Source organism: Nocardia sputi (assembly GCF_023501985.1).
The window spans coordinates 58,292-70,641 of sequence record NZ_JAMFLC010000031.1 but is presented as its reverse complement, the minus strand read 5'-3'; the positions used below and the strand labels follow the sequence as shown (position 1 = coordinate 70,641).

The following is a 12,350-nucleotide window of genomic DNA, read 5'->3' as shown; positions in this document are numbered from 1 at the left end:
TCATGGCACGGGACTACGAGCCACCCGTACGGGAACGGGACGAGGACGCACGTCGCAGGCGGCTCGAACAATCCGGCCGGGACGAGTGGGGACAGCGGCCGGAGCGCCGCCGCCCCGCACGGGATTCGGCGCGGGTGAACGGCGAGGACCGGCCGGGCGTCGACGCGCCCGATCGGCGGACGGCGGAGCGGCGGACGCGAGCGGGCACGGGCCGGTCCGACGGCGTGCGCGGCGACCGGGCGCACGCCGAACGTCCACGCGGTGAGCGGAACTCTCGGATGTCCCGTGACGCGGTCACCGAGCGCATCGCCGCGCGGCCGGAACGCAACGGCGGCAGGAACGGCCGGGTGGCGCGGTCGGCGAAGGTCGACTACACCGCCGACCGCGCCATGGGCGCCCCGTACACGGACAAAGCGGCTCGCCGCGCGAAGGCGAAAGCGGATCGGCGCAAGCAGTCCGGTCCGCCGCTGCTGGACGACGCCACCCGCGCCAAGCTGGAGATGATCGCCCGCGAGGGCAGTGGCCTGCGTGCGGCGTGGGCGCAGTTCCGGGTTCGCACCGACGACATCCGCCGCCGCAACTACGCGGCCCGCGCGGAGCAGACGATCGAGGACGGATTCGACCGCAGCACAGCCCAGCTCACCGACCGCGGCTACGCGGGACCGGGAGGCGGGCGCATGAACGTGGTCGGCCGCCCGGTGGAGTACCGCGCCACCACCGCCCAGGTCGCCGGCCTGTGGCCGTGGTCGGTCGGCGCGGGCGCGCCGCTGATCGGCACGCCCCTCGGTTCACATCTGCACACCGGTGCGCCGGTCTGCTTCGATCCGATGAACTGGTTCATGCGCGGCAGTTTCATCACCGCCCCCAGCCTGTTCGTACTCGGCCTCAACGGTTTCGGCAAGTCCTCGCTGGTGCGCCGGATCGTGCTCGGCGGCATCGCGCAGGGGATCACGCCGTTGATTCTCGCCGACGTCAAACCGGACTACCGCAAGATGGTCGAACTGGTCGGCGGCCAGGTGATCGATCTGGGCTACGGGCACGGCAAGCTGAACCCGCTGGCGGCGGGCGTGCTCGGTGCGGTGGTGCCCCGACTGGAGGAGTTCCCGGCACTGCAACTGCAGGTGTTGCAGGACCTTCGGGCCCGGCAGGTGACGCTGATCGCGGGTCTGGTCGAATTGGTGCGCGGCGACCGCGTCCGCGACTACGAGGAGACGCTGATCTCCACCGCGCTGCGCATCCTCTACCGGCCGGGCAGCGGATACACGCCGGACAAACCGCCGATCATGGAGAACCTCCTCGAGGTGATCGTCGGCGGCGGTGAGGAATTGATGCTCGACGCCGGTTCCGACAATCCGGCCGAATACCAGGAAGCGATCAAGGGGCTGCGCCGCTCCCTGCGCGCGCTCACACAGGGCCCCTTCGGCGCGGTGTTCAACGGCCAGACCACCGTGCCGATCGACACCAGCGCGGTCGCGGTGTGCATGGACGTCTCGCACATCCCGACCGGCGACAAGAAGCTCAAGGCCGCTGTCATGCTGGCCTGCTGGGCCGACGGATTCGCCTCGGTCGAGGCCGCGCACGTGCTCGCCGACGCGAAACTCGGCCCACAGCGCTATTTCCAAGTGGTGATGGACGAGCTGTGGCAGGTGCTCGGTCTCGGCGACTTCATGGTCGACCGCGTCGACGAGCTCACCCGGCTGCAGCGCGGCATCGCCACCGCGCTGATCATGATCAGCCACACCATCAAGGACCTGCAAGCGCTCGGATCGGAAGCCGCCATCGCGAAAGCGCTCGGTTTCCTCGAGCGGGCGCGCGCCAAGATCTTCGGCGCGCTCCCGGCCGAGGAGATCAAACGGCTCGACAGCACGGTTCCGTTCACATCGGCCGAGGAGGAGATGGTGACCGGATGGTCCGCACCGCAAGCGCTGACCGGCGAGGCGCTCAAACCGGGGCAGCAGCGCCCTTCCCCGCCCGGCACCGGAAAGTTCCTGCTGAAGATCGGCGAGGACCGTCGGCCCGGCATCCCCTTCCACATGGAATTCACGCTGTCGGAGAAGGAAAGCGGAATCCACGACACCAACCAGCGGTTCAGCGAGTTCACCGAATCGACTTCGCGCGGATCGAATTCGCCGGGGAGCGCCGCATGATGCCGCACCGGTCCTACCGCCGCGTCTCACCGGAGGTACGCCAAGCGGCGGTCGAACAGGTCATCGCGCTGACCGGCAAGCTGCGCAGTGAATCGGAGGCCTGCCGCGTGGTCGCCGAACAGATCGGCGTGCACACGAATTCGGTGCGGAATTGGGTGCGCGCGGCCGAGGGGCCGAGTCTGGAGCGGATGGACGCGACGGCGCTGCGGCGCAAAGTCGCACTGCTGCAACAACAATTGGCGGCCGCCGCCGAGATGAACCGCACGTTGGCCGACACCCTCAACGAAGCCCGGCGCCGGACGTGAAGCACGGCTGCGCGCGGCACGATGCCGGAGTGCGGCGATGAGCGGCAAATCGGCGTTGTGGACGGCGCTGGGCGCGGTGCTCGGCCTGATGACCATCGTGCTGGTCATCGTCATGCCCGCCGTGGACGATGCCTGCGAGGGCGGGTCGGTGCTGGGCTCGCAGTCGGCGCTTCCGCCGCTGGGCGGTTACGCGCCGGGCGATCGGCGCGCTGCCGCGACCACGGGTCCCGGCGCGACACAGACCAATCCGGCGGCGACCGCCACGCCCTCGCTCGCCGCGGGCGCCGGTCCGCTGCGCCGCACGCTGCCGATGGCCACCGGAACCTTCACGGTGTCGGACACCTTCGGCTCGCGGGGTGGCGCGCACCGGGGCATCGACTTGGCCGCGGCCGACGGCACGCCCATCTTCTCGGTATCCGACGGCCGGGTCGTCGCCGCGGGTCCGGCGTCGGGATTCGGCAACTGGATCGTCGTCGATTCGGTGGATACCAACGGCCGTTCGTACTCGGCGGTCTACGGACACATGTGGGACTCCGGCGTGTTCGTCCGTGCGGGCGACACGGTGACCGCGGGACAGCACATCGGCGCGGTGGGTTCGGCGGGTGAATCCAGCGGCCCCCATCTGCATTTCGAGATCGTCCCGGGCGGCCGGTTCACCGGAGGACGTCAGATCGACCCGCTGCCCTGGTTGGACGGCGCGCCGACCCCGGATGTCGGCGGTGCGCGCGCCTTCTCCAACGATCCACGCTGTACTCTCGGCTTCGGCACCGCCGGTGGCGCGCTCGCCGCGGGGAAGGTGCCGCAGGAACTGGAGATCTGGTACCGCCGTGCGGGTTCGATCTGCCCGCAGGTCACGCCGTCGCTGCTGGCCGCGCAGGGCAGGCAGGAGTCCGGTTTCCGGCGCGGCGCGACCTCCCCCGCCGGTGCGCAGGGGCTGGCGCAGTTCCTGCCGACCACCGCGGTGAGCATCAATCCCGACGACGGTCAGCCCTACGTGATCGACGCCGACGGCAACGGCGTGGCCAGTGTGTGGGACGACGGTGACGCGATCATCGGTCAAGGGCGCTACATGTGCGCGATCGCGCACAAGATCCAGCGGTGGCAGGCCGAGGGCCGCGTGCAGGGCGATCTCGTCGCGCTGGCACTGGCGGCGTACAACGCGGGCGAGGGCGCGGTGCTGGCCTCCGGCGGCATGCCGAACCAGCTCGCGGCACACTATGCCGAGACCCAGCCGTACGTGCGCAACATCCTCGCGATGGAGGCGCAGTACCGAGCGCCGGGTTCGGTCGGCCGATTCACCCCCGGGCAGGGGTCGACAGGCGACCAGATCGTGGAAGCCGCGCACGAATGGCTCGGCACCCCTTATGTCTGGGGCGGCGGCGGACCCCAAGGACCCACCGGCGGAGGACTGGACGGACCGGGCTTGACCGCGGCGGCGGTGTTCGCGGCGTCCTCCGGCACGGTGACGCTGCCGCGCACGGCCGAACAGCAATGGGAGGCGGGTGCCGAAGTGCCGATGAGCAAGGCGCGGCCGGGAGATCTGGTGTTCAGCTCGTTCGGTCCGCGTGGTCCCGCGCAGGTCGGTGTCTACGCCGGGAACGGGCGGATGATCCAATCGGTGCCGGGTGCGGATTCCCGCTCCGCGGGCGGTGTTTCGGAAGTCGCGGTCCCGGGGGACGGACGTGCGAGGAGGGTGTTGTGAGCGTCCACCGGTCCGAACACGCGGCGGCGGGACTGCCGCGCCGCCCCGGTATGCGGCTAGCCTGGATGGATAGAGCAAGTGCACGCGCGAAACTGGTGGTGATGCTGGTGGTGAGCGTCGCGGTGCTGAGCGCGGCCTGTGGCGGCGTGGACGCGGGATCCGATGCGGCGCGCCCCGCTACGTCCACACCCCGGTTGCTGGAAGGCGTGCCCGCCCCCGACCCTGTGACGCCCGACGGCGTCGCGGTCGCGGCGCTGCGGGAGATCTACAGCTGGCAGCCCGCCACGGAGAGCCAAGGCGCCTCGCTGAGCCGGGCTCGGAAGTTTCTCGGCCCCAGCCTGATTCGTATGCTGGATGCGGCGCCGACCGCGGTGGAGACGCCGAAGTCGACGCTGCAATGGGCGGATTGGGCGAGGGAAGGGGCGCGCGTGGAGGCGTTCACGTTCGCGTCAGGGGAGAAGGCGCCGACTCTCAGCGACCCGAACGTCCAGCAGTTCAAGATCGGGATCGAGCAGACCGTCGTCTATCCGGACGGGCGCAAGGAGCCGCTGCCGCCCGCGACGGTGATCGCCACCGTCGTGCGCACACCCGATGGCTGGCGGCTCGACGCATTCCGCTGACCACCCGCTTTCCGTACCGGACGGCCGACCCAGGAGGCACACATGGCGAAGAAGAAAAAGGTGACGGATCCGGCCGTGCCCGGACCCGATGTCAGCCTGCTACTGACCTACGCCGGCTTCGCGATCTTCGGAACCCTCTGGCTCGCGCTGCATCTGGGCAACCTGCTGGCAGGCAGCCCGCAGAAGGTCCCGTTCAACCCGATCGCCATCGCGGCCGATCTGGCACGGGGCAAGCTGCAATGGCCGGGCGCGGCCACCGCGATCATACTGCTGGTGATCCTGAGCGTGATCGCCTATCTGGTGATCCGCAAGCGGTTGCAGAAGCACCGGACGAAGGGCAGGCTGCCGGTCGACGACAAGGCCGACGTGATGGGCAACGGCGGCGCGATCTCGATGCTCACCGAGGCGGGTGTCCGGGAGAAGGCCCAGCAGCTCGGCGTGAAACTCGGCTACGACGATCTTCCCGGCGTGCCGATCGGTATCGGTGTGGCCGACGGGGTGATGCTCTACGGCTCCTATGAGGATCTGCATCTGGACATCTGGGGTCCCCGTCAGGGCAAGTCGACATCCCGCGTGATCCCGGCGATCCTCACCGCGATCGGCCCGGTGCTGGCCACCTCGAACAAACGCGACGTGGTCGACGCCACCCGAGACGTCCGCGAGGCCAAGGGAAGTCCCACCTTCGTCTTCGATCCGCAGGGCGTCGCGGGCGAAGAGCCGACCTGGTTCTGGGATCCGCTGTCCTGGGTTGATGCCAAGCGCGAGGGCTGTGAAATGCGCGCGGCGCGCTTGGCGGGGCACTTCGCCGACGGCGACGACGGCCGCGACACCAAGACCGACGCGTTCTTCGATCCCGAGGCCGAGGACCTGCTGGCCGGACTGTTCCTCGCCGCCGCGGTCGGCGATCGCAACGGCAGCAGGCCGATCGTGCAGGTGTGGGAATGGGTGACCAACCCGCAGGACACCGAGCCCATCGAACTCCTGCGCGCCGCCCGCCATCACTACACGGCCTCGGGTCTGTCCTCGCAGTACAACACCGACCCGCGGACGCGCAGCGGCATCTTCGGCACCGCCAAGAAGATGATCCGCTGCCTGAAGTTGTCGAACGTGCATCCGTGGATCACCCGCGGCGGCGACCGCAGGGAATTCGACGAGCTGGAGTTCCTGGACAACAACGGAACGCTCTACAGCCTGTCGCTGGAAGGCCGCGGGTCGGCCGCCCCCCTGGTGAGCGCGCTCACCGAGGCGGTAGTGGACGTGGCGATGCGGAAGGCGTCGCAGTCGGCCGGTGGGCGACTGGCGATCCCGATGCTCGCGGTGCTCGACGAGGCCGCGAACGTGGTGCGCTGGAAGGATCTGCCCAAGCAGTACAGCCACTTCGGCTCGCGCGGCATCGTGGTGATGACGGTGCTGCAGTCCTGGGCGCAGGGCGCGCGCTGCTGGGGCGAGAGCGGCATGAACGCGCTGTGGTCGGCGGCGAACATCAAGGTGCTCGGCAGCGGCGTGGACGACACCAAGTTCCTGCAGGAACGTTCGGACGTGCTCGGCGATTACGACGCGATCTCGCAGTCGGTCTCCGAATCCAAGGGTGGCAAGAGCTACTCGCGTTCGCTCAGCTCGTCCAAGACGTTCTCGGTCAACGGTTTGGCGACGCTGCCGCGCGGCCGGGCCATCCTGTTCCCCTCCGGTGCGCCACCGGTGCTCATCCGGACCGTGCCGTGGTGGGAGGGTGAGTACGCTGCCGACGTGAAGAAGTCCATCTCGCGTCACGATCCGCAGCGCAAGACGGAGATCACGGACCTGGGCTCGCCGTCGCTGACCAAGTCGACGCCGCCGCAGGAACAGGGACAAGTCGAGGAGGTTCGGCCGCTGTGACCGAGCAGCAGCAACAACCGATGATCTACGCGAGCGTGGTGGAGTTCGTCGAGAACTATCTCAGCCTGGTCTACCGGCGGCAGGTCACCGATCTCAGTGACACGGTGTGGTGCCCGGAGTGGTGGCAGCATGCCGAGGCGGTCGCCCGCCTGGACGCACTGTGGCGGGCCTGGGAGCACTACCGGCTGGACGGGCGGACCGGATTGAGCGTCTGGTTCCTGGATCACGCGGACCCGCACATGTCGAAGCTGTTCGACCCCAAGGGGCCGTTCAAGTACTGCAGTGTGCGCAACGGTCACAAGGACATGCTCAGCCCGCTGCCCCTGAAGTCGCCGCAGCACGGCATGTTCGGTGATCCCACAGTGGGTGACTTCCGCACGTGAATTGCTGTGCTACAGCGGTTCTCGCGAGAGTCCCGGAACGACGAACGCCCGCCGGAATCCGGCGGGCGTTTGTTCGTTCGGCTACCTCGTGCGTTCCAGGCCGCGGGATTCCTGTTCCCTCGCCCTGGTGACCGACGGCGCCTCGTCGGGGCGGCCGCGTACGGCTTCGCCCGGCGGTTGCGCCTGCCCTACTTCGATCAGCATCCGTACCGCCGCGAGTTCCGGCGCCACACCCATTTTGGCGAGATGGGCGGCGATCGCCATCCGCCGTTCCGCGGAATCGTATTGCATAGCAGGCTTGGCGGTGGCGGCGGCATTGGCCGCCATCCGTCCTGCCTCGGCCTGCGCGGAGAAGCGGTCCTTCTCCAAAGACACACCCTTTTCCGCGAGCGGCTTCTCGATCAGCCTGGCCAGCTCGGTATTGCGCGGGTCCTTGGCCTTCGCGTCCCTGGCTTCACGGAGCTGCAATTCCTTGGCCTCTTTGATACGGGCCTCGGTGAGCTTGGCGCGCGCTTCGGCTTCCTTCTGACCACGCTCGCGGGTCCGCAAGGCGACGAGCGTCGCAAGCTGCAACATTGTCCTCATCATGGCCGCGGTTTCCCGGCCGATGTCGTCCAGTTCCTCGGACATGGCTGCTCCCCGATGCTGCAGTGATCACTATGGATGATTGTGGTGCTTCGTTACGGACGCCGCCACGCGAACTGTAGTCCCGTGCAGCGGGTCCCGCCTGCAAACGTGGACACCCGGAGCGCTCGCGGCGCGGCACTCCCAGGGCGGGATCACCCGGCCGAGGGGGTACTGCGCTGCGGGAACTCCTTGTTTCGAGATTACCCGACAAAGGTCGGCACAATCGAACGAGCGTGCTGCTTTATCAGCATATATCGCACATTTCCGGCGTGTCTGCGGGCGCGCCGGATGATCTTCGAACTGAGGGCATCCTATCCGAAGAAAGGTTCGACTATCCTCGCTCCGGCCGGACGGGGCCGGATATGGCTCGGGCCCGCGGCCGGAGATCGGTGGCGGGCCCGGGCGCTGCGGCTCAGCGGTCGATGCGAACCGACTGGATCGTGACCGGCTGCTTCGGCTTCCCATCGCCGGGACCGTTGGAATCGTCCTGGCCCAGCTCGGCGATCTTGTCCAGGGTGCCCAGGCTGTTGTCGTCCACCGTGCCGAAAATCGTGTATTGCGGCGGGAGCTGCGAATCGGAGTACACGATGAAGAACTGGCTGCCGTTGGTTCCGGGGCCCGCGTTGGCCATGGCCAGTACGCCGCGCTTGTACGCGATCGGCTCGGAGGTCGCCGCCGGATCGGTTGGAGCGTACTGATCGGTCGGGTATTCGTTGTCGAATTCGTAACCGGGCCCGCCCATCCCGGTGCCGGTGGGGTCGCCGCACTGCAAGACCTTCAGGCCCTCACCCGCGGTCATCCGGTGACAGCTGGTGCCGTCGAAGTAATTCTGTGCCGCCAGGCTGACAAAGCTGTTCACCGTGCACGGCGACTCGGCGTTGTTCAGGGTCAGGCCGATCGGGCCCTGGCTGGTCTCCACGCTGACGCTGACCTTCGCGTCGACGCCGGTGGTCGGGATGCCGTCGGCTTTCGGCTTGGTGGCCTGCTTGTCCGCGGGCTTGGCGCTGTCGCGGTAGGCGCAGTCGACCGTCGCGGGTTTGGCCTTCGCGGCGGGCGGCGCGGCCGCGGTGGGGGCGCTGGACAGCGAGGGGTCGGCGGCGTCGGAACTGCCGCTGTCCTCGCCGCGAGTCAGGAAATACACCCCGGTCACGGCGGCGACCACGACGACGACACCGAGCACCGATCCGGCGATGGTGAGTTGCTTGCGCCTGCGCGCCCGCTCGGCCCGGTTGGCGAGCTGACGTTCCAGCTTGCGTTTCGCCGCTGCTCGTCGCTGTTCGTTGCTCGGCACTACCACGTTCCTCCCGTATCCGGTTACATCGGGTAAGAGTGTGCCATTTCTTCCTGAGACTGCTCCGCAACCTTCCCTCAGGGGCGGTTCGGCGAACCGGTTGGACTTGCGGGGGCGTAGTGGTGGAAACTGGAGCATCGTGACCAAGACCAGCAGCTTTTCCGCCCCGAAGGGGGTACCGGACTACGTGCCACCCGGCTCGGCCGAGTTCGTCGCGGTGCGCGACGGTCTGCTCCGCGCCGCCCGACTGGCCGGGTACGGGCATATCGAGCTGCCGGTTTTCGAGGACACCGGCCTGTTCGCTCGTGGTGTCGGCGAGTCCACCGACGTGGTCACCAAGGAGATGTACACCTTCCCCGACCGCGGCGACCGCAGCGTCACCCTGCGTCCCGAGGGGACCGCGGGCGTGATGCGGGCGGTCATCGAGCACGGCCTCGACCGCGGGCAGCTGCCGGTGAAGTTGTGCTACGCCGGTCCCTTCTTCCGCTACGAGCGGCCGCAGGCCGGCCGGTACCGGCAATTGCAGCAGGTCGGCATCGAGGCGATCGGCGTCGACGATCCGGCGTTGGACGCCGAGGTGATCGCCATCGCCGATGCCGGGTTCCGCGGGCTCGGACTCGACGGGTTCCGGCTCGAGATCACCTCGCTCGGCGACGAGACGTGCCGTCCGCAGTACCGCGAACTGCTGCAGGACTTCCTGTTCGGGCTGCCGCTGGACGAGGAGACCAAGCGGCGCGCCCAGCTCAACCCCCTGCGCGTGCTGGACGACAAGCGACCCGAGGTGCGTGCGATGACCGCGGACGCGCCGCTGATGATCGATCACCTGTCGGAGTCGGCCAAGGCGCACTTCGAGCAGGTGCTCGGCCACCTGGAAGCGCTGGGTGTGCCGTACGTGGTGAACCCGCGCATGGTGCGCGGCCTGGACTACTACACCAAGACCACGTTCGAGTTCGTGCACGACGGTCTGGGCGCGCAATCCGGCATCGGCGGCGGCGGCCGCTACGACGGTCTCATGGCCGAACTCGGCGGACAGCCGCTGTCGGGTATCGGGTTCGGCCTCGGCGTCGACCGCACCATGCTGGCGTTGGCGGCCGAGGGCAAGTCGGCGGGCAACCCGGCGCGCTGCGAGGTCTTCGGCGTGCCGTTGGGCGACGCCGCCAAGCAGCGGCTGGTCGTGGTGGCCGCGCAGTTGCGCGCGGCGGGCGTCCGGGTCGATCTCGCCTATGGCGGGCGCGGCGTGAAGGGCGCGATGAAGGCGGCCGACCGCTCCGGGGCGAAGTTCACGCTCGTGCTCGGTGATCGCGATCTCGCGGACAACACGATCGGGCTCAAGGACATGGCCACCGGTGACCAGCGGCAGATTCCGCTGCCCGAGGCGGTCGGCGTGATCCGGGAGTCGCTGGCCGGGTAGCGGCGCGGCGGCTGCGCGTGCCGTCGGGTATCGCGGCACAACCGCCGCGCGCACGGAACTGTGCGTCGAATCCGTCGCAGGACGGGTGGTGGGCGCGGTAGCGTGACCGGCGCGCACACCACCGGCGGCCGGAGTCGCGAGAGGGCGGAGCAGTGTCCACGAATTCTGATGACCAGCGGGCGGTCGCGCCGGTGGGGCTCGATCTGGTCGCGCCCGAGTTGTACGCGCCGATGCTGCGCCGCCTCGCGCTGGCCGCGGCGGGCATCGGGCTCGGCGCGGCGCTGCTGGCCGCGACCGTGGTGAGCTGGCCGATCGCGGTGGCCGTCGGCATCGTCGTCGGCGCGCCCACCGTCCTGTACGCCCTCGCGCTGCGCCGACGGCGGATGTGGTTGACCGGCACGCGGATTCACGCCCGCAGGCTGTTCGGCGAACGACAGGTGGAGATCTCGGCGGCGACCGGAGTCGAGATCCTGGTGTATCCGGCGCGGTTGAGCCGGATCGCCCTTCGGGTCACCGCGGGGGAGGTGTCGCAGGTCGTTCCGCTGGCCATGTACACCGACGCGGGCAGCGGCCGCGAACTGCATCTGCTCGGCCTGCGCAGGCTCGCGGACGCGCTCGCCGCGAGTCGGTTGGCTGCGGCGGTGGCCGTTTCGGAGATGTTGGTGCACCAACTGCGCGCCGAGGCGCGCGACGCCGGGCTGGAGGAACGGCCGCTCTACCGCGCCGTGCGGCTGGCGCGGGCAAAGGACGTGGTGTCGCCGATCGTTCTGACCGACACCGAGGTCGCCACGCTCGGCTGACCTCCGTGCCGCTGTGCCTCGTAGCGTGGACGCTCGTATCTGCTCCGGGCCGCTCCTCCTCCCCGAGCTCGGTACCGGGTCGCGGCGGGTGTCGTGTGGCTCACCGTGGGCATCGAGAGGCGGTGAGTGTGGTTAGGGTGGGCAGCGAGAGTCCGCCGACCGCAAGGAGTTCGTCGTGAGCACCGCCGCTGGGACCGTGACCGTCACCGTGACCGGAGCCGCGGGCCAGATCGCCTACGGCATGCTGTTCCGGATCGCCTCCGGCGCGATGCTCGGCCCGGACACGCCCGTGCGTCTGCGGCTACTGGAAGTCCCGGCCGCCGTGGCGTCACTGGAGGGCGTCGCGATGGAGCTGGAAGACGGCGCGTTCCCATTGCTGAAGTCCATCGACTTCAGCGACGACCCATGGATCGGCTTCGCGGGCGCCGACATCGCCCTGCTCGTCGGCGCCCGGCCGCGCACCGCCGGAATGGAACGCTCGGATCTGCTCGCCGCCAACGGCGCGATCTTCACCGAGCAGGGCGCCGCGATCAACGCCAGCGCCGCGGACGACGTGAAGGTGCTCGTGATCGGCAACCCGGCCAACACCAACGCCTTCATCGCCATGAGCAACGCGCCCGACGTGCCCGCCGAGCGTTTCACCGCCATGACGCGTCTGGACCACAACCGCGCCATCGCGCAACTGGCCGAGAAGACCGGTGCGGCCGCCGCCGACATCGCGCGAGTCGCGATCTGGGGCAACCACTCCGCGACGCAGTATCCGGATATCGCGCACGCCACCATAGCGGGCCGTCGCGCCCTCGACCTCGTCGGCGATCCCGCGTGGCTGACCGAGGACTTCGTGCCCACCGTTCAGCAGCGTGGCACCGCCATCATCCAGGCCCGCGGCGCGTCGTCGGCGGCCAGTGCGGCCAGCGCCGCGATCGATCACATCCACGACTGGGTGCGCGGCACCCGGGACGGCGACTGGGTCTCCATGGCCGTTCCCTCGGACGGCTCCTACGGCGTGCCCGAAGGGCTGATCAGCTCGTTCCCGGTCACGTGCGCGAACGGCGAGTACACGATCGTGCCCGATCTGGCCATCGACGACCTCGCCCGTCCCCGGATCGACGCCTCGGTCGCCGAGCTGGAGCAGGAACGCGACGCCGTCGTCGAGCTCGGCTTCGCCAAGCGCGGCTGACCCGCTGCA

At 69.2% G+C, this 12,350-nt stretch carries 11 protein-coding genes; 9 read left to right on the top strand and 2 right to left on the bottom strand.

From position 1 onward, the window contains the following. The first annotated feature begins 2 nt into the window (after nucleotides 1-2). From M8859_RS32360 to M8859_RS32335, 6 genes are all read left to right on the top strand, one after another. Nucleotides 3-2,147, top strand: coding sequence for a putative type IV secretion/conjugal transfer ATPase (locus tag M8859_RS32360; RefSeq protein WP_159919351.1), 2,145 nt, complete (start codon nucleotides 3-5; stop codon nucleotides 2,145-2,147). After that, entirely contained in the window at nucleotides 2,144-2,452 is a 309-nt protein-coding gene (locus M8859_RS32355) for a transposase (RefSeq protein ID WP_159919349.1), read from the top strand. The genes M8859_RS32360 and M8859_RS32355 overlap by 4 nt, the downstream gene beginning before the upstream one ends. A gap of 37 nt (nucleotides 2,453-2,489) precedes the next feature. Beyond that, entirely contained in the window at nucleotides 2,490-4,154 is a 1,665-nt protein-coding gene (locus M8859_RS32350; RefSeq protein WP_249645399.1) for a peptidoglycan DD-metalloendopeptidase family protein, read from the top strand. A gap of 65 nt (nucleotides 4,155-4,219) precedes the next feature. Then, nucleotides 4,220-4,774, top strand: coding sequence for a hypothetical protein (locus tag M8859_RS32345; protein WP_249645398.1), 555 nt, complete (start codon nucleotides 4,220-4,222; stop codon nucleotides 4,772-4,774). A 42-nt stretch (nucleotides 4,775-4,816) separates the two neighbouring features. Next, a complete protein-coding gene (locus M8859_RS32340; RefSeq protein WP_159919345.1) occupies nucleotides 4,817-6,649 on the top strand; it encodes a type IV secretory system conjugative DNA transfer family protein in 1,833 nt (610 codons plus the stop codon). Beyond that, nucleotides 6,646-7,032, top strand: a complete 387-nt coding sequence (locus M8859_RS32335) for a DUF4913 domain-containing protein (RefSeq protein WP_236565231.1) — start codon at nucleotides 6,646-6,648, stop codon at nucleotides 7,030-7,032. The genes M8859_RS32340 and M8859_RS32335 overlap by 4 nt, the downstream gene beginning before the upstream one ends. Nucleotides 7,033-7,113: 81 nt before the next feature. Here M8859_RS32335 and M8859_RS32330 read toward each other — a convergent pair whose 3' ends face one another. Both M8859_RS32330 and M8859_RS32325 read right to left on the bottom strand, forming a co-directional pair. Further along, nucleotides 7,114-7,662 carry a hypothetical protein gene (locus tag M8859_RS32330; RefSeq protein WP_159919343.1) on the bottom strand — a complete coding sequence of 183 codons (549 nt, stop codon included), beginning with the start codon at nucleotides 7,660-7,662 and terminating at the stop codon, nucleotides 7,114-7,116. A gap of 409 nt (nucleotides 7,663-8,071) precedes the next feature. Next, complete coding sequence (locus tag M8859_RS32325; RefSeq protein WP_159919341.1) at nucleotides 8,072-8,950, bottom strand: peptidylprolyl isomerase; 879 nt, start codon at nucleotides 8,948-8,950, stop codon at nucleotides 8,072-8,074. Nucleotides 8,951-9,089: 139 nt separating this feature from the next. On the opposite strand from M8859_RS32325, the gene hisS reads away from it, so the two are divergent. From hisS to M8859_RS32310, 3 genes are all read left to right on the top strand, one after another. Beyond that, nucleotides 9,090-10,361, top strand: coding sequence for a histidine--tRNA ligase (gene hisS / locus M8859_RS32320; RefSeq protein WP_195071719.1), 1,272 nt, complete (start codon nucleotides 9,090-9,092; stop codon nucleotides 10,359-10,361). A 152-nt stretch (nucleotides 10,362-10,513) separates the two neighbouring features. Beyond that, nucleotides 10,514-11,161, top strand: coding sequence for a hypothetical protein (locus tag M8859_RS32315; protein WP_159919337.1), 648 nt, complete (start codon nucleotides 10,514-10,516; stop codon nucleotides 11,159-11,161). Nucleotides 11,162-11,402: 241 nt separating this feature from the next. After that, nucleotides 11,403-12,341 (top strand): malate dehydrogenase, encoded by a 939-nt coding sequence (locus M8859_RS32310; protein ID WP_249645404.1) that lies wholly within the window; start codon nucleotides 11,403-11,405, stop codon nucleotides 12,339-12,341. The last annotated feature ends 9 nt before the right edge of the window (nucleotides 12,342-12,350 follow it).